Source organism: Sphingomonas sp. PP-CE-3A-406, from assembly GCF_003688625.1.
Taxonomy (GTDB): Bacteria; Pseudomonadota; Alphaproteobacteria; order Sphingomonadales; family Sphingomonadaceae; genus Sphingomonas.
On sequence record NZ_RCWY01000004.1, the window covers coordinates 1 to 17,120 of the forward strand.

At 65.0% G+C, this 17,120-nt stretch carries 17 protein-coding genes; 7 read left to right on the forward strand and 10 right to left on the reverse strand.

From position 1 onward, the window contains the following. Nucleotides 1–160: 160 nt before the first annotated feature. From C8J44_RS17305 to C8J44_RS17330, 6 genes are all read right to left on the reverse strand, one after another. The gene (locus tag C8J44_RS17305; RefSeq protein ID WP_121905544.1) at nt 161–502 is read right to left on the reverse strand and encodes a DUF190 domain-containing protein; all 342 of its coding nucleotides are present in this window, start codon (nt 500–502) and stop codon (nt 161–163) included. Then, complete coding sequence (locus C8J44_RS17310) at nt 499–3,744, reverse strand: efflux RND transporter permease subunit (protein WP_121905545.1); 3,246 nt, start codon at nt 3,742–3,744, stop codon at nt 499–501. Before C8J44_RS17310 ends, C8J44_RS17305 begins: the two co-directional genes overlap by 4 nt. A gap of 3 nt (nt 3,745–3,747) precedes the next feature. Then, nucleotides 3,748–4,911, reverse strand: a complete 1,164-nt coding sequence (locus C8J44_RS17315) for an efflux RND transporter periplasmic adaptor subunit (protein WP_183128848.1) — start codon at nt 4,909–4,911, stop codon at nt 3,748–3,750. Beyond that, nucleotides 4,911–6,281 (reverse strand): TolC family protein, encoded by a 1,371-nt coding sequence (locus tag C8J44_RS17320; RefSeq protein WP_121905547.1) that lies wholly within the window; start codon nt 6,279–6,281, stop codon nt 4,911–4,913. The genes C8J44_RS17315 and C8J44_RS17320 overlap by 1 nt, the downstream gene beginning before the upstream one ends. A 65-nt stretch (nt 6,282–6,346) precedes the next feature. Then, on the reverse strand, nt 6,347–6,697 hold the full coding sequence (locus C8J44_RS17325; protein WP_259466931.1) for a hypothetical protein: 351 nt from the start codon (nt 6,695–6,697) through the stop codon (nt 6,347–6,349). A 67-nt stretch (nt 6,698–6,764) separates the two neighbouring features. Beyond that, the gene (locus C8J44_RS17330; protein WP_121905548.1) at nt 6,765–7,415 is read right to left on the reverse strand and encodes a cation transporter; all 651 of its coding nucleotides are present in this window, start codon (nt 7,413–7,415) and stop codon (nt 6,765–6,767) included. A 70-nt stretch (nt 7,416–7,485) separates the two neighbouring features. Between C8J44_RS17330 and C8J44_RS17335 the strand changes: the two genes are divergently transcribed. Together C8J44_RS17335 and C8J44_RS17340 are read left to right on the forward strand one after the other, a co-directional pair. Next, nucleotides 7,486–7,878, forward strand: coding sequence for a helix-turn-helix domain-containing protein (locus tag C8J44_RS17335; RefSeq protein WP_121905549.1), 393 nt, complete (start codon nt 7,486–7,488; stop codon nt 7,876–7,878). A 103-nt stretch (nt 7,879–7,981) separates the two neighbouring features. Next, nucleotides 7,982–8,191: a hypothetical protein gene (locus C8J44_RS17340; protein ID WP_121905550.1), complete on the forward strand. Its 210-nt coding sequence runs from the start codon at nt 7,982–7,984 to the stop codon at nt 8,189–8,191. A gap of 8 nt (nt 8,192–8,199) precedes the next feature. Here the strand turns inward: C8J44_RS17340 and C8J44_RS17345 are convergent, their stop codons facing one another. The 4 genes from C8J44_RS17345 to copC all read right to left on the reverse strand — a co-directional run bounded on the left by C8J44_RS17345 (nt 8,200) and on the right by copC (nt 12,483). After that, a complete protein-coding gene (locus tag C8J44_RS17345) occupies nt 8,200–8,583 on the reverse strand; it encodes a MerR family DNA-binding protein (RefSeq protein WP_121905551.1) in 384 nt (127 codons plus the stop codon). After that, nucleotides 8,580–10,862, reverse strand: coding sequence for a heavy metal translocating P-type ATPase (locus C8J44_RS17350; protein ID WP_259466932.1), 2,283 nt, complete (start codon nt 10,860–10,862; stop codon nt 8,580–8,582). The genes C8J44_RS17345 and C8J44_RS17350 overlap by 4 nt, the downstream gene beginning before the upstream one ends. A 318-nt stretch (nt 10,863–11,180) precedes the next feature. Beyond that, a complete protein-coding gene (gene copD / locus C8J44_RS17355; protein ID WP_121905553.1) occupies nt 11,181–12,110 on the reverse strand; it encodes a copper homeostasis membrane protein CopD in 930 nt (309 codons plus the stop codon). Between the two features lies 1 nt (nt 12,111). Further along, on the reverse strand, nt 12,112–12,483 hold the full coding sequence (gene copC, locus C8J44_RS17360) for a copper homeostasis periplasmic binding protein CopC (protein ID WP_121905554.1): 372 nt from the start codon (nt 12,481–12,483) through the stop codon (nt 12,112–12,114). Nucleotides 12,484–12,604: 121 nt separating this feature from the next. On the opposite strand from copC, the gene C8J44_RS17365 reads away from it, so the two are divergent. Genes C8J44_RS17365 through C8J44_RS17385 form a run of 5 tightly spaced genes read left to right on the forward strand, consistent with a single transcriptional unit; the run spans nt 12,605 to nt 17,097 of the window. Next, entirely contained in the window at nt 12,605–12,880 is a 276-nt protein-coding gene (locus C8J44_RS17365) for a hypothetical protein (RefSeq protein ID WP_121905646.1), read from the forward strand. Beyond that, nucleotides 12,877–13,317 (forward strand): periplasmic heavy metal sensor, encoded by a 441-nt coding sequence (locus C8J44_RS17370; RefSeq protein ID WP_121905555.1) that lies wholly within the window; start codon nt 12,877–12,879, stop codon nt 13,315–13,317. Before C8J44_RS17365 ends, C8J44_RS17370 begins: the two co-directional genes overlap by 4 nt. Next, nucleotides 13,314–13,907, forward strand: coding sequence for an RNA polymerase sigma factor (locus C8J44_RS17375; protein WP_121905556.1), 594 nt, complete (start codon nt 13,314–13,316; stop codon nt 13,905–13,907). Before C8J44_RS17370 ends, C8J44_RS17375 begins: the two co-directional genes overlap by 4 nt. A 44-nt stretch (nt 13,908–13,951) precedes the next feature. Next, nucleotides 13,952–15,886: a copper resistance system multicopper oxidase gene (locus tag C8J44_RS17380; protein ID WP_121905557.1), complete on the forward strand. Its 1,935-nt coding sequence runs from the start codon at nt 13,952–13,954 to the stop codon at nt 15,884–15,886. Beyond that, nucleotides 15,883–17,097 carry a copper resistance protein B gene (locus C8J44_RS17385; RefSeq protein ID WP_121905558.1) on the forward strand — a complete coding sequence of 405 codons (1,215 nt, stop codon included), beginning with the start codon at nt 15,883–15,885 and terminating at the stop codon, nt 17,095–17,097. Before C8J44_RS17380 ends, C8J44_RS17385 begins: the two co-directional genes overlap by 4 nt. The last annotated feature ends 23 nt before the right edge of the window (nt 17,098–17,120 follow it).

A 17,120-nucleotide genomic window follows, 5' to 3' on the forward strand; every position in this document is an offset into this window, starting at 1 on the left:
CGGCTTCCATTGCGAATGCGCGGCGAAGTCCGTGAGGACCGACCACACGCGCAGCGGAGATGCCGTCAGAATCACGACATTCTCGATCGCGGCGCGCCCGGCATTCGCCGGGCGCGCCGCGTCAGGGGAAGCGCCAACTGGACCGATCGCGCCGCCATGCTCAACGTCCGTCATCGCCCGCGTCCGCATCGGCATGAAGGGCGACGATTTCCACCGCCTCCAGCGTTATCAGGCCGATACCCTTCAAGTCGCGCAGTCCCGCTATGAAGGTCCGGAGTTTCGCCTCGTCGTCGACGATCTCGATCACCACCGATCGATCGTTCTCGAGGATATGACGACGGTGCGTGTGCGCCGATCGCCCGATCCCGATCATCGCCTCGATCACCGTCGCACCGCCGAGACGGGCGTCACGCGCCCGCTCGGCAATGAGTTCGAAGACCTTGCGGTCCCCAAAATACGCATTCTCGTCGGTATACACCCGCAGCAGTTTCATCATCGTCATGCCGTGGCCTCCTCGTGTGCGTCGGTCGGTTGGTCGTCATCCTTTGTTCGTTTGCCTGACGTCGCCCCCAAGACGACCTTGGCGATGGCGGGAAGGACCAGCAGCGTCAGGATCGTCGCGGCGACGAGCCCACCGATCACGGTGACGGCGAGCGGCTTCTGCACCTCCGCGCCGGTGCCGTGCGCGAGCGCCATCGGCACGAAGCCGATCGCGGGCACGAACCCGGTCATGATGACCGCCCGCATCTTGTCGGCCATGCCTGCCCGGATCGCCTCCGCGACCGGCATTCCAGCTTCGCTGTGATCCCGGATCGCGGTCATCACCACGAGCCCGTTCAACACCGCCACACCGGCAAGGCAGATGAACCCCACGGCCGCCGACACCGAGAAGTTGATCCCGGTTAAGGCGAGCGTGAACACGCCGCCGGCGAGCCCCAGCGGCACCGCCAGGAACACCGATGCAGCCCTGCCGAATCCGCCGAGCGCCATGTAGAGCAGCCCGAAGATCGCCAGGAAGCAGAGCGGCACGACGATCGACAAGCGTGCCGAGGCCGCCTGCAGGTTCTCGAACTGACCACCCCATTCGAGGTAGTAGCCGGCCGGCAGCTTCACTTTCGCGATCTTTGCCTGCGCTTCTGCCACGAACGAGCCCGCATCGCGTCCGCCAAGGTTTACCTGAACGACGACACGACGCTTTCCGTTCTCCCGGCTGATCTGGTTCAGCCCCTCGGTCAGCCGGATTTGTGCCACCTGTGCAAGCGGCACCTGTGCCCGGGGACGTCCTTCGACTTCCGGCAGCAGCACTGGCAGCGACCGAATGTCGTCGAGGTTGGCACGCGTCGCCTCGGGCACGCGCACGGTGACGTCGAACCGACGATCGCCCTCGTATACCAATCCCGATTCACGCCCGCCCAAGCCTGCCGCGATCGTATCGGATACATCGCGCACCGTGAGGCCGAGCCGCGCGATGGCCGCACGGTCGAGCTTCACGTCGAGCGCCGGCGCGCCACCGACCTGTTCGGCCTTGACGCTTGTGGCACCAGGGACGGTCTGCAGGACACGCACCATCTCATTCGCGGTCTGCGACATCTTGTCGAGATCGTCACCGTAGAGCTTGATCGCGACGTCGCCGCGGACGCCGGCAATCAGCTCGTTGAAGCGAAGCTGGATCGGCTGGCTGACCTCGTAAAGGTTACCGAGCAGTCCGCCCGTCGCCTTTTCAATCTTGGCGACGACATCGGCTTTGGTAACGCCCTCGGCCCATTCATCCTGGGGCTTCAGGATAACAAAACCGTCCGAGACGTTCGGCGGCATCGGGTCGGTCGCGACTTCTGCGGTACCTGTCTTGGAGAACATCAAGGAAACTTCGGGGATTTTCTTCACCGCCTCCTCGACCTTGCGCTCCATCAGCAGCGATTGTTCGAGACTGACCGAGGGCACGCGTGTGGACGCGAAAGCCAGGTTCTTTTCGTCAAGCTGGGGGATAAATTCCGATCCCAGCAACCCGAACGCCGGGATCGCCGCCAGGAAGAAGGCAAGTCCGCCGAGGATAAACGGCCACGGCCGCGCAATCGCCTGATCTAGCAGCGGGAGATAGCGCTCCTTGGACTTGCGGATCAGCCACACGTCCTTTTCCGCGACCTTGCCGCTGATCAGGATAGCAACCAGTGCGGGAACAAGCGTGATCGCAAGCACGAATGCCGCCACCAGCGCCAGCATGATCGTGATCGCCATCGGCGAGAACGTCTTGCCTTCGGTGCCCGTGAAGGTCAGCAGCGGCGCGAATGCGAGTAGGATGATCGCTTGCCCGAAAACGGTCGGCTTGATCATCTCCTGCGCCGCCCGCATCGTCTCTTCCAGCCGTTCCCGAAGCGCGAGCAACCGGCCTTCATGTTCCTGTCGATGCGCCAATCTGGCGAGACAGTTTTCGATGATGATGACTGCGCCATCCACAATCAGACCAAAGTCGAGTGCTCCCAGGCTCATCAAATTGCCGGGGACGTTGAACGCGTTCATTCCCATGGCCATCATCAGGAACGAAAAGGGGATTACCAGCACCGCGATCACCGCGGCACGCCAGTTGCCCAGCAGCAGGAACAGCGCAACCGCAACAAGGATCGCGCCCTCGGTCAGGTTGCGCTGCACCGTAGCCACCGTAGCGCCGACCAGCTCGGCCCGGTTCAGCACTACCTTTACCTGTATCCCGTTTGGCAGGGTCTTGGTTATCTGATCGAGCTTGATTGACGCCTGTTCGGCAACGACGCGGCTGTTCTGCCCGATCAGCATCAGTACCGTGCCGATCACCGCTTCCCGCCCGTTCATGCTACCCGCACCCGTGCGCAGATCGCCGCCGATGCGGACGTTGGCGATCTGGCCGATCGTAATCGGCGTTCCGCCGCGCGTTGCCGCGACTGCGTTGCGGATTTCGTCGACCGTCCGCACGCGGGAGTCGACGCGCACGAGATAGGCTTCGCCGCCCTTGTTATAATAGTTGGCGCCGACCGCGAGGTTGGCGTTTTCAAGCGCCTGCCCCAGCTCGCTGTACGAGATGCCGAAGCTGGCGAGCTTTGTCGGATCGGGCTCGACCACGAACGTCTTGGCAAAGCCGCCGATGGAATCGACGCCTGCCACGCCTTTCACCGAGCGAAGCTGCGGACCGATGATCCAATCCTGCACGGTGCGCAGATAACCGGCTTTCTCGACAGCGTCGGTCAACCGTTCGCCTTCCGGCGTCAGGTAGCTGCCATCGGGTTGCCAGCCGGGTTGTCCCGCCACCTTCTTCGCGCCTTTTCCGTCCGGATTAGCGTAGCCGACTGTGTACATGACGATCTCGCCGAGGCCGGTCGTTACCGGTCCGATCTGCGGTTCCACGCCGTCCGGCAAGTTCTCGGCGGCCTGTCGGAGGCGCTCGCCGACCTGCTGCCGCGCGAAGTAGAGGTCGGTGCTGTCGGTGAAAATCGCGCTGACCTGGCTGAAGCCGTTGCGTGAGATGGAGCGCGTCGTTTCGAGGCCGGGGATGCCGGCGAGCGAGATCTCTACCGGGTAGGTAACGAGCTTTTCGATCTCGACCGGTGAGAGCCGCGGATCGACCGTATTGATCTGAACCTGTTTGGTGGTGATGTCGGGCACCGCGTCGATCGGCAGCTTGGTAAGCTGCCACACGCCGATGCCAGCGATGACGAGAAATAAGGCTAGGACCGTCCAGCGGGCGCGGACGGAGAGCGCCATGAGGTTGGCTATCATGGTCTATTCTTCCTCACCCGCGCCCTTGCCGAGTTCGGCCTTGAGCAGGAATGCGTTCTTGGTCGCGACTTGGCTGCCAGCGGGCAGCCCCTTCAGGATCTCGACGCGGCCATTGCTGCGCTGTCCGATCGTGATGTTTTGTGCGCGGAAGCCCTTGGCGGTCCGTACGAACACGACATCGCGCCCTTCGAGCGTCTGGACCGCATCTTCCGGCACCACGATCGCATTCGACGTGCTGCCCCGGCTCGGGAGTAGACGCACTCGCACCGCGAGACCCGGTTGCAGTGTTCCCGTCACATCAAGGACTGCGGTCGCCGAGCGCGTGTCGTTGGCGAGGCCCGGCGTGATGGCGCGTACCCGCGCCTCCACCGTCCGCCCATCGGGCAATTCGATGATCGCCCGATCGCCGGGAGAAAGCCGCTGTGCGTCGGTCGGTCCGACCGCAGCTTCGACCTGTATCTTCGACGCATCGGCGACGCGCATCAGCTCGGTTTCGGGCTGGACGAAGGCACCCAGGCTGACATTCTCCGAGGTGACGCGGCCTGAAATCGGGCTCGACACCAGCACGCCGCGTCCATCGGACGTGATGCGCGCGGCGCCCGCCGCGACGCTGGCGCGTCGCGCTTCGGCCGCGGCCGAGGCGGCTTCCGCCTGTGCCTGTTCCAGCTCGACCCGCGCCGAGACCTTCTGCCGATAGAGATAGCTTTCGCGTGCGAGCGCCTTTTGCGCCAGCGTCGACTTGGCAGCCGCAGCACTGCGATCGGCCGCGATCTGTGCCGCATCGCGGCTTTCGACGATCGCCAGCGTCTCGCCGGCACGCACCGGATCGCCGAGCCGCTTCATCAGCCGCGTGACGGCACCGGCTGCACGGGCGTTGACGATCGCCTCGCCTTGCGGCGACGCGCTCACCGTCGCCTGTGCGACGATCTCCGCGCCGAGCCCGCCGGGATTGATCGTCTCGGTCACGATGCCGGCCTGCTCGATCGCCTGCGCGGTCATCGCCACCGTGTCGGATGCTTTCTCTTCGGGTGCAGGCGCGGCCGTATTGCCGGCTGCGGCTTCACTGGCAGAAGGCTTGTCCGCGGTGCAGCGGGCGACGCCGAAACCACCGAGGGCGGCGACGAGCGCGACGGCCGCGCCGCCGCCAAGCAGGCGCTTATCCTTCATCATCGTTCATCTCCGGAAATCGTGGGGGCCGGCGTCGTGAGCCGGTCGAGCCGAGCCTGCGCGTCGTGGTACGCGGCGAGCGCATCGACATAGGTCTGACGGGTCTGTGACAGCGTGCGCTCGGCATCGAGGAGCGCGATCTGGTCGAACTTGCCTTGGCTCCAGCCGATCCGAGCGATGCGCGCAGCTTCCTGCGCCGCGGCCAAGCCGGGACCACCCGCCGCCCGTGCCGTAGCGGCAGCATTGGCCACTTCGGTCTGCGCGCTGGCAATCTGCTGACGGGTGTCGACGATCGCCAGACTACGCAGCGCTTGCGCCTGGGTCTGTTCAGCCTGCGACTGCGCGACGAACGCGCTGCCGTTGTTGAAGAACGGTATCGGGATCGAAAGGCCGACGACGGCCGCAGTGTCGTTGGTCGCCGCCAGTCGTCGCGCGAACGCGCTGACCGTCAAGTCCGGAACCCGCAACGAGCGGGCAACGCGAACCTGCGCGTCGGCAGTGCGAACATCGGCTTGTGCCGCAACGAGCGCCAGCGTCTCCTCGATATCGACTGGTCGCTGTGGTCCATAGCCATCGATCCGCTCAAACCAGGCTCGGTCGAGCGGTCCCATTACGGCTGTATTGAGCAACGTCTCGAGATTGGCGCGCGCTGCCTGCGCCTGCCGGGTCGCGCTATCGGCCGCGACCTGCGCGTTGATACGCAGCACGTCCGCGCGCTGTTGCTCGATCGGGCTGACGTCACCGGCCTTCACGCGTTCGCTCGATACGCGGAACGCGTTATTGGCAATCCCCGCCTGCTCCGCCAGTACCTCAGAGCGACGCTCGGTCGCAGCGGCCTCGATGTAGAGCTGCGTGACCCTCAAGCGCAGATCGGCCCGCGCGATCTCGGACTGGATTTGTGCGCGGGTCAGACGAGCAGCCGCAAGGGCGACACGCGCGGGGCGCTTACCGCCCAGCTCGAGCGGCAGCGCCACGCCGACTGTTGTCTCCGAACTCCGGACACCCCTGTAGGCACCGCTGCCGCCGATATTTTCGACCTGCGTCTGAAACTCGGGATTGGGGCGCAGCCCGGCTACACGCCTTGCGGCGGTTGCGGCCGCGACGTTCGCGGTCGCCGCTCCGATCGAAGGCAGCGCGGGTTGCGTGCTGCCGCCGGAACCGGACGCCGCCGCGCCGGAGGTGGTGCCTGTTGCCGGCGTACCGGCAGCCGATGGCATGCCGGCAGCGCCAAGCGCGGCGTCGAGCGAAAAGGCGGGCGTCGCCTGTGACGAAGTGGTCGCCGCCGGGATACCGGGCGGCGGTGACGTTTGCGCCCCGGCCGCACTGGCCAGGGACGCCGCGACCATGAAGGCCGCGATTGTACGATGCATCGATGATGACTCCTGACGAACCTTATTTGCCCCGCGCGGTAGCAGCCGGCGGGGTTAACGGGTTGTCAGGCTTGTGGCGGCCTCAATGCGGGATCGGCCGTGGACAGAGGCAGCATCGATCGGCCTGCGAAAACGGGGGCAAGGCGAAGGTTGCGCATCAGGGTAGTGCTGGCGACTTTTGTCGGGGCTGCGACATGATCGCCGTGGCATCCGCCATGATGGTGGGGATATCCCTTGTCGCCATCCGAGGGCACCTGATCGGCATCGTCGGGCGTATGGCCTTCGGCGATTTGTTCGCCCGGCGTCTCGCTTGCGCTAATGCTGGCATCCGGCCGTTCCAGCGCGTGCGCCGTCGCCGTCGCTCCAAGGGAGCAGACGAGCATGAGGCAGGCAAGGATGTTCAGCAGGCGTCGCACGGGTCGCTCCGTAGCAGTAACGCCGATGATGGGATAGTCATGGCGATGGCGCGGCTAATTATGGCAGTCATCGCAAGACTCTCGGCAACATCGGTCCAGCCTGGCGCCACGCGGGAATCGCTTCGGCGAGTACCCGCCATGCCGATCGCAGGAAGATGAGGGCGATGATGCCGCCCACCGCGATGTCGGGCCAAGCCGCGCCGGTCATCGCCACCACGCCAGCGGCAGCCAGCACCCCGACATTAGAAGCGACGTCGTTGCGCGAACATTCAAATGTGCTGGACATGTTCACGTTCTCGGAGCGGAACCGCCACAGCATGGCGAGGCAGGTTAGGTTCGCGATGAGTGCAGCGCTGCCGAACGCCAGCATCAGAGTCGATGAAGGCGGTACGCCGTTGATAACTTTATTTACGATCTCGAACACGACCGCGATGCCGAACACGAGGATGATGCCGCCCTTGGCGAGCGCCGCCCCGGCTTCCCAACGCGGGCCACGGCTCAGCGCGTAGAGGCTGAGTGCATAGACGACCGCGTCGCCGAGCATGTCGACCGAGTCCGCCATCAGTGCCGACGACCGCGCGAACACGCCCCCGCCGAACTCGGCGACGAACATGACGAAGTTGATGACCATGACGACGATCAGCACGCGCCGCTGATCGGCCTTTCGGCCGAGCTGCGCGATTGTATCGCCTTTCCTGGAACAGCAGTCGTCCGCCATAATGCTCTCGATTCGCGCGTCGGACCCCCCATATGCACCCTCATCCTACTAGAGGGTCAAGGGGCGGCGCATGAAGATCGGCGAAATCGCGAAACTGACCGGCCTGAAGGTCGAAACCGTCCGCTATTACGAAGGCGAAGGGTTGATCGATGCGCCACGCCGCAACGGCGGAAATTACCGGCTTTATGACCGGTCACACCTTGATCGCCTGTCTTTCGTCAAGCGCTCGCGCGACCTTGGCTTTACACTCGATCAGGTGCGCGACCTGCTACGCCTGGCGGACGACCCGCGCGGATCATGTGATGCGGTTGATGAAATGGCCGTGCTGCACATCGCTGAGATCGATCGCAAACTTGCCGATCTGCAGACGCTACGTGACGAGATCGCCAAATGGGGGCGCTGCGACGCCTCGACGATCGCCGAATGCCGGTTAATCGACGCGTTATCTTCACGGCTACCTTGAGCGCGGGCCTGACAATGTCATCCGCGATATCTTCGTTCACCCTGCTCGGGTCAGTTCAACGCAAAGCGGGCAACGATCGCAGGCGACACAAGGACATGTTCGGGTGACCGATCAGCATGGCGCACGCTGGACGGGCGAGGCCGACGCCGAGCTACGCCGGCGTGTGACGGCCAAGCAAACCATCGCGCAGATCGCGCGCGAGATGGGACGAACGATGGACGCGATCCGCGGCCGGGCAGCGTCATTGCGCGTCACGCTTCGCTCGTCGCAACGACCATGGCGGGACGGGGTTGCTCGTCGCCGTAACGAATAGGCGCGACCTCATGCTTCCATGCGGCGAAGAATCGGGCAGTCCGGCCGATCATCGCCGTGGCAGCGGTTTACCAATTCCAGCAGCGTCGATCGCATGTTTTCCAGCATAGCCGCCTTCCGCCCAAGTTCATCAGCGCGCGCCTGGGCAAGCATTTTGACTTCGCTGCTCGAACGGCTGCGATCCGACCAGAGGCCGAGTAACGTCCTGATCTCCTCGATCGGAAACCCCAGGTCACGCGCGTTGGCAATGAAACGAAGGCGGTGAACGTCGGGGTCGGCATAGTCGCGGTAACTCCCGCGCCTTGCCGGCGCGGGCACGAGACCGATTTTCTCGTAATGGCGGATCATGCGCTGCGAGACGCCGCTGGCGTCCGATGCCGCCCCGATGTTCACAGTTTCACCGTGTTCAGCCGGAGCGCGTTGAGGACCACGGTAAAGGACGAGAGAGCCATCGCCGCGCCAGCCAGCATCGGCGACAGAAGGATGCCGGACACTGGGTAAAGCACCCCGGCCGCGACCGGCACACCGATCCCGTTGAACAGGAACGAGAAGAACAGGTTTTGGCGGATGTTTCGCATCGTTGCACGGGCGAGCTTGCGGGCGCGCACGATGGCTGAAAGATCGCCGCGCGTGAGCGTCATGCCTGCGCTTTCGATCGCTACGTCTGTTCCCGTGCCCATTGCGAGCCCGACGTCGGCAGCGGCCAGTGCGGGGGCGTCGTTGATCCCATCACCAGCCATCGCGACCTTGGCACCACCCGCTTTCAGTTCGCCGATGATCCGTGCCTTGTCTTCCGGCCGCAGATCGGCGCGAACATCGTCCAAACCGCCCACAGCGCGCGCAACCGCGTCGGCCGTTCCCCTGTTGTCGCCCGTCAGCATGATAACACGCAGCCCCTCTGCGCGAAGCGCTGCAATGGCATCGCCCGCCGAAGCCCGAACGGGATCAGCAACCGCGAGCAAGCCGGCGAGCGCGCCGTCAATAGCGATCAGGATGACGCCGGCCCCTTCGCTTCGATGACGATCGGCCGCAGCGTCGAGCAGTTTGGGATCGGCGCCGACCCTGTTCATCTGTGCCGCGTTGCCGATCACCACCGAACGGCCGCCTACCGTGGCACTGACACCCATCCCAGTTTGCGAGACGAAGTCGGCAACCGTGCCGAGTTGTAATCCGCGTTCTTTGGCGGCGACGACGATCGCATGGGCGAGCGGGTGCTCGGACTGGCCTTCGACCGCAGCGGCGAGCGCAAGCACGTCGTTCTCCGCAACGGTGCCGGTTGCCTCGATCGCGATCAGCGACGGCTTGCCTTCCGTGAGCGTGCCCGTCTTGTCGATCACCAGCGTGTCGACCTTATCGAGCGCCTGCAGGCTTTCGGCGTTCTTAACCAGCACACCGGCAGTCGCGCCGCGCCCGGTGCCGACCATGATCGACATAGGCGTAGCAAGCCCGAGCGCGCACGGGCAGGCGATCACCAGCACCGCAATGGCATTGAGGAGAGCATGGCCCATGCGCGGCTCAGGGCCGAGCAGCGACCACGTGATGAAGGTCACAATCGAGATCAGCACGACAAGCGGCACGAACCATCCTGACACGCGATCAGCAATCGCCTGGATCGGGGCGCGGCTCCGCTGCGCTTCAGCGACCATGCGGACGATGCGCGCGAGCATCGTGTCCGAACCAACCGCGCGAGCTTCCATGACCAGGCTGCCCGTCCCGTTGATCGTGCCCCCAGTGACGGCCGCCTCGACCTCCTTGAGTACAGGGGCGGGTTCGCCGGTGAGCATGGATTCGTCGATCGAAGAGCGACCCTCGACCACCACGCCGTCGACCGGGATCGCCTCGCCCGGGCGGACCCGCAGCCGGTCGCCGGTCGCCACGTCGGCGAGACCGACTTCTTCCTCCGAGCCGTCAGACCTCAACCGTCGCGCTGTTTTGGGAGCAAGATCCATGAGGGCGCGGATCGCGCGCCCGGTTGCTGCCCTGGCGCGCAATTCGAGCACCTGTCCGAGCAGCACCAGCGTCACCACGACGCCAGCAGCCTCGTAATAGACGGGGACCATGCCCCCGTGCATCCGGAACGTCGCAGGGAAGATGCCGGGCGCGAGTGTCGCGACCACGCTGTAGAGGAACGCCGCGCCGACCCCGATCGCGATCAGCGTGAACATATTAAGATGCCAGGTGCGGATCGAGGTCCACCCCCGCTCGAAAAACGGCCAGCCCGCCCACAACACGATCGGCGTGGTTAGCGCGAGTTGAACCCACGGCGAGGCCGCAGGACTGACCACATGCAAGCCCGTCATTTCGGCGAACATGGAGACGATCAGCAGCGGGATCGTAAGAGCGCCCGCGACCCATAGCCTGCGCGTGAAATCAACCAGCTCGGGATTGGGGCCGTCGTCGAGAGACGGTTCTTCCGGTTCGAGGGCCATGCCGCAAATCGGGCACGTCCCCGGCCCCTCCCGCCGTATTTCCGGGTGCATGGGACATGTCCACATCGCACCCGGCGTTGCCAACGGCTCGGGCTTTGGCTTCACACCGAGGTAGGCATCCGGGTCGGCGACGAACTTGGTCCGACACCCTGCGCTACAAAAATGATAATCGTGCCCGGCATGCTCGGCATGGTGCGCTGTCTTTGCCGGATCGACGGTCATGCCGCATACGGGGTCGGTCACTGTGGCCGAGGGTTCGCCGCCCGCTTTCCCGGAGCAGCAACCTCCCTTGGCAGCTTCCGGCACAGACGAGGCTACGGAGGGCGTGCAGCAGGACGCGGCAGCTTCGCGCTCGACCGCAGCCGGTTTGCCGTCGTGCTTGTCCGAGCAGCCGCAGCCCCCGGTAGAATGGGTATGGGAATGAGGGTCGTTCATAGAGAAACTCCTTCGACCCGAGGGCATGTAGGGTCTGACACCGTGTCAGGGTCAAGACCCCCCATTCCGCGACGTACGGTATCTAATACTTTTACGTCGCCGAGCCCGATTGCCCTCGTCTCGATTTCACATTGCCGACGCTGGCGGCTCGAGGGTTCCGAGCCAGGCGACCAGCGCTAGGATCGTGATGGCGCAGGCCGCCTCGACCGCGAGGCTGCGTCGCAGCGTGCCGAGCGCGGCCCGATAATCAGCCGCAGCGATCGATCGCTCGAATGCCGGCGTCAGGCGGAAGCGATTAAGCGACGCCAGCCCCAGCATCACGCCAAAGAGCGCGAGCTTGGCGAGAAGGAGCTGTCCGTAGCGGGTGCTCGGAAGGTTCAGCAGATTGCCGGCGCCGACCAGCAGCCAGCCATTCACCAGGCCCGTCACGACGATCGTGCCGACCACGATCGTACCCACCATGCCGAAGCCGTGCAGCGCGCGATGGCTCAGTCTGAGATGGGTAGCGTCGACCCGACTTGGCGCGCGCGCGACGAGCAGCGTCAGCCCAAGCAGCGCACCGACCCAGGCTCCGGCTGCCAACAGGTGGAGAATATCGGCCACTAGATGCACCCAACCCGTCGCGTTCTCGTCCATTGCCCCATGACCCGTCCACGCGAGTGTCGCGAGCGCGATTCCCGCCGCGAGCGCAACCGTGCCGAGTGGAGCGGCACGTCCAGCCGCGATCAGCGCGATGATTGAGGCCACCACCAGCGCGACCATGCGTGTCTCCCACGCCGCGCCGGTCGCGGACCCGGTGAGCAGCATCCCGATCGCCTCGCGATCGATCGGCCAAGGCGGCGCGCCGGCCATGGCCGCGGCAAGCAGCGCGAGGGCGATGGCAGAAAGCAGCAGGCCGAGCAGGCCGCTTCCGACCAGCCAGGGGCGCAAGGTGATCGCGTCCGTCCGCTCACCGGCCTTGAGACCATAGAGGCTGAAAGCCGAAAGGCCGAACAGCCCGCTCAACGTCACATAGAGCGCGAAGCGGACCGCGATCAGCGGCCAGTCGGCTTCCACCTTACTTCACCGCGAAAGCGAAGTTGCCGGCGACCCGGTGCGTGTCGGTCGAAACCACGTGCCAAGCAACGCTGTACCGGCCAGCGCCGAGCGGCGACTTGGGCGTGACGACGAGAGTGCGGCCGTCACCGGCTACTCCGACTGCAGCTGCTACCTTCATCGGTTCGTGCGCGCCGCCGCCATGCCCGGTCATCATCAGATCCGCGCCCGAAAATTTCGGCATCAGCTTCTCACTGAAGCGCAGCTCCACCCGGGCGGGCTTGGCGACGGTCGCGTTCGGTCCCGGAGATGCGGACACCAGCTTGGGGTGGGCGTAGGCTGTGCTGGCGAACCCAAGAAGGGCAAGGGCGGCAGGAAGGGCAATGCGACGCATAAGGTTACTCCGATGGAGAGCTTGTGTCCTTTCTACGCGGCGCGAGCGCCCACCCCTCACGCTTCCATGAGGGATGATGGGCATCGCTGCGTAAGGGAGGTAGAGAGGCAGAGTGGACAGCATGGACGATCTGGACAGAGCACTGGCGAGGCTGGCGGGCGCGCCCGTTCCGCTTGCCTTGGATGACATCGACAGTCGGGTGCTGGCGCGCATCGGCGCGCAGCCGGCTGTCGCGCGGCGGGCCGGGCTCGGCATCAGCGTGATGACGGTGGTTGCGCTGGGGATCGGGATGGCCGGTGCGGAGCTGCCGGCGACCGCCAGCTCCGTCGCCTCGCTTGCGCCACTTGGAGGAGCCTCGCCGCTCGCGCCTTCCGCGTTGCTGATCGGCGAACCATGACATCGACCACTCGCGTTGTCCTGTGCGTCGTGCTTGCCTTCTTGGCGGCGATCGGAGGCGTATTCGTCGGACGTGCGTTGTTGCCCCATCCCAAGCAGCCCGGTGCGGCGCTGCACGAGGTGCTGCATCACAAGCTTGCCTTGAATGACGATCAGCAGGCGAAGTTGAAGGTTCTGGAAGACAGGTTCGCGGTGCAGCGCCGTGCCCTCGAACTGGAATTGCGCGCCACCAATGCTCGGCTCGCCGAGGCGATCGAGTCTGAGCACGGCAACGGTCCCCGCGTCGCCGCTGCGGTCGACCAGAGCCACGCCGCGATGGGCGAGCTCCAGAAGGCGACGCTCGCGCACATTTTCGCGATGCGGCAGCTCCTGCGTGCCGATCAGACTCCTCAATTCGACGCCGCAGTGGTGAAGGCGCTCACCGACGGCCAGGGGTGAGTCTCGACTGGACTTCGCTGACCGATGGCGAGCTGGCGACACTGAGCATCGCCGGTCGACAAGCAGCTTTTGCCGAAATCATGCGGCGCTATCGCCAACCGGTCTTCCGGCTCGCCCGCGCCTGCACTGGCGAGCCGGACGAGGCACTCGATCTAGTGCAGGAGACGTTCGTCGCGGCTCACCAGGCCCTGTCGCGCTACGATGCGCAGCGGTCGATGAAAGCATGGCTGTCGACGATCGCGATCAACAAGTGCCGCGATTGGGGGAGAAAGCGGACCGTCCGCCGTTTCTTCTCCTTCGCTATCTCCGAGGATGGTCAGGCTGACGCGGTAATTGATGACGGTCCCGCAACAGATACCACCGTGGCCGATCGGCAGGAACTGGACCGGGTAACGCGCGCGATCGCGACCCTGCCAATGAACCTCAAGGAGGTGCTCGTGCTTCGGACGATCGAGGGCTTGAGCCAGGCCGAGACGGCAGAGGTGCTGGGCGTCAGCCAGAAAGCGATCGAGACCCGCCTGTATCGCGCTCGCGCTCGCCTGATCGAAAAGTTGAACGTGGCTCAAGGGGTAAGCTCCCGGCTCGCGTAGAAGAATAAGACGGGCCGGTAGCGGTCCAACCCCAAGGAGCCACCATGTCGCGCGTTCTCGACCGCCGCCAGTTACTGCGCGGTGCCACTCTTGCCGGAGGAGGCGTCGCCCTGTCGGCGTACATGCCGGCTTGGGCGCAGCCCGTTTCCGCGGGCATCGTGAAGCCCCTGCCGACCGTGTCCGGCGAAGACATCCGGCTGCGCGTCGCGCATCAGATGATGACGATCGACGGGCAGCAGAGCCACGCCATCGGCATCAACGGCACCGTCCCCGCCCCGCTGATCCGCCTGCGCGAAGGCCAGACCGTGCGCCTGCATGTCGAGAACGGTCTCGACGAGCAGACCTCGTTGCATTGGCACGGCCTGATTGTGCCGTTCCATATGGACGGCGTGCCCGGCGTTGCCTTTCCCGGCATCGAAAAGCGTACGACCTTCACCTACGAGTTCCCGATCGTGCAGGCCGGCACCTATTGGTATCACAGCCATTCCGGGTTGCAGGAGCAGATGGGGCTTTACGGCCCGATCGTGATCGATCCCAAGGGCGCGGATCCGATCCAGTCGGATCGCGAGCACGTCATTGTGCTGTCCGACCACAGTCAGCTTCACCCGCACCGCATTTTCATGAAGCTCAAGAAGCAGTCGGGCTATTTCAACCGGCAGCAGCAGACGCTCGCCGGCTTGCTCAAGGGCGAGGATCAGCCGCTCAAGGATCGCCTCGACTGGGGTAAGATGCGAATGGACCCGACCGATGTCGCCGACGTGACCGGCTCGACCTATACCTACCTCGTCAATGGCCATGGGCCAGGGGACAATTGGACCGGGCTGTTCCGGCCCAACGAGCGGGTACGCCTGCGCGTCATCAACGCCTCTGCCATGACTACCTTCAATGTCCGGATTCCGGGTCTGAAGCTCACGATCGTTCAAGCCGACGGCATGAACGTGCGCCCCGTCGAGATCGACGAGTTCCAGATCGGCGTTGCCGAGACCTACGACGTGATCGTCACCCCGACCGACGAGCGCGCCTACACGCTGGTGGGCGAGAGCGTCGATCGCTCCGGGATGGCGCGCGCGACCCTGGCCCCGCGTGAAGGCATGGCCGCCGAGGTGCCTCCACTCCGCAAGCGGCCCGTCGCCACTATGAAGGACATGGGGATGGACATGAACATGGACATGTCGGGTGGCGGATCGATGCAGGGCATGGATCATAGCGCCATGCCTGGGATGGATCATGGATCCATGCCGTCTGCCGGCACGGCCGCTCCCGCGACGGATCACGCGCAGATGGGCCACGGCGCTGCCGGTGCCGGTGTGGGCGCCATGGTAGGTATGGATCACGGCACCCAAGCCGGGGCTGCGATGCCAGGCATGGCCGGTGCGCCAAGCGCGCACGACGGCATGGCGATGGGCGGAATGGCCGGCATGGACATGAATATGCGCGACTTCTCCAAAGCCCCCGGCGTGAAGAAGGGGCCGGGCGTCCAGACCATTGCACCGATGCCGATGGATCGTACCGGCGACCCCGGGCAGGGCCTGGAGAATGTCGGGCATCGCGTGCTCACCTACCGCGATCTGGTGGCGGTCGATCGTAACCCCGATCTACGCGCGCCGTCGCGCGAGGTGCAGATCCACCTGACAGGCAACATGGAGCGCTACATGTGGGCGCTTGACGGCGAGAAGCTGTCCGAGGTGAAAGCACCGATACCGTTCCTTGCCGGCGAGCGCGTCCGCGTCACGCTGGTCAACGATACGATGATGGGCCACCCCATTCACCTCCACGGCCACTTCTTCGAGCTGGTCACGGGCCACGGTGCGTACAGCCCGAGGAAGCACACCGTCATGGTGCAGCCCGGGGGCAAGGTAAGCTGGGACGTAACCGCCAACGAGGGCGATTGGGCGTTTCACTGCCACATGCTCTACCACATGCACGCGGGCATGATGCAGGTCGTCCAGGTCCGTTCCGCAAAGGGAGAAGCCGCATGAAAGCGCTCCTCCTCGCCGGAATCGGCGCGTTAATCGTTGCTTCGCCTGTGGCAGCCCAGACGATGGACCATTCGATGATGCCGGGCATGAGCATGCCCGGGATGAAGATGCCGGCGAAGAAGCCTGCTGCCAAATCCAAGCCCGCTACCAGGAAGGCCCCTCCCAAGAAGGCTTCGTCTCGCAAGGCCCCCACAAAGCGCCCGGTTGCTCCTGCTGCCGACCCCCATGGAGACCATGCCATGCAGGGCATGGACATGGGCGGTGCGAAGCCGGCCGACCCGCATGCGGGCCATGACATGTCGGGCATGCAGGGCATGACCATGAGCCCTACCCCGGCTTCAACCGGGGGCGAGCACGCCGGGCATGACATGTCGGCGATGCCCGGCATGGAGATGGCTCCTGGCCAGTCCATGCAGCACGACATGGCATCGATGCCGGGGATGGCGGCACCTGTCGGCACGGATCTGAAACCGGGCAATGCTCCCGCGCCTGCTCCTGCCCCGGGGCTCGCCGCTTCCCGCTACTATGGCGAAGCGGCGATGAGCGAGGCCGACCGCGACCTGCACCGCGAGCATGGCGGGATGACCTACTATCAGGTGCTCTTCAATCTCGCCGAGTATCAGGCGCGTAAGGGCGGTGACGGTTATCGCTGGGATGGCGAAGCTTGGATCGGGGGAGATATCAATCGGCTTACCCTTAAGAGCGAGGGCGAGGGCACGTTCGGCAAACCGCTCGAAGCGGCGGAGGTACAGGCACTCTATAGCCGCGCGCTCGACCCCTACTGGAATCTCCAGGCGGGCGTCCGCTACGACTTCAAGCCGAACCCGTCGCGCACCTACGCCACGGTCGGGATCGAGGGCCTTGCCCCCTACTGGTTCGATGTCGAGGGCGCGTTTTTCCTGTCCGACAAGGGCGACGTGCTCGGCCGAGCCGAGGCTTGGTACGACGAACGAGTGACACAGTTCTTCGTGCTCCAACCCCGCATTGAAGCCAATTTCGCGGCTCAGGACGTGCGGCGCGACGGGATCGGCTCGGGGCTCACCGACCTCGAGCTTGGGTTGCGCCTGCGGTACGAAAAATCCCGCGAGTTCGCGCCCTACATCGGCGTGTCATGGGAGCGGCAGTTTGGTGATACCGCGCGCTTCACAAGGGCTCGGGGCGATGACACCGGCGGGTTCAGCTTTGTCGCTGGCGTGAGGACCTGGTTCTGAAGAGCGGTAGGCTTCGGTTCCAT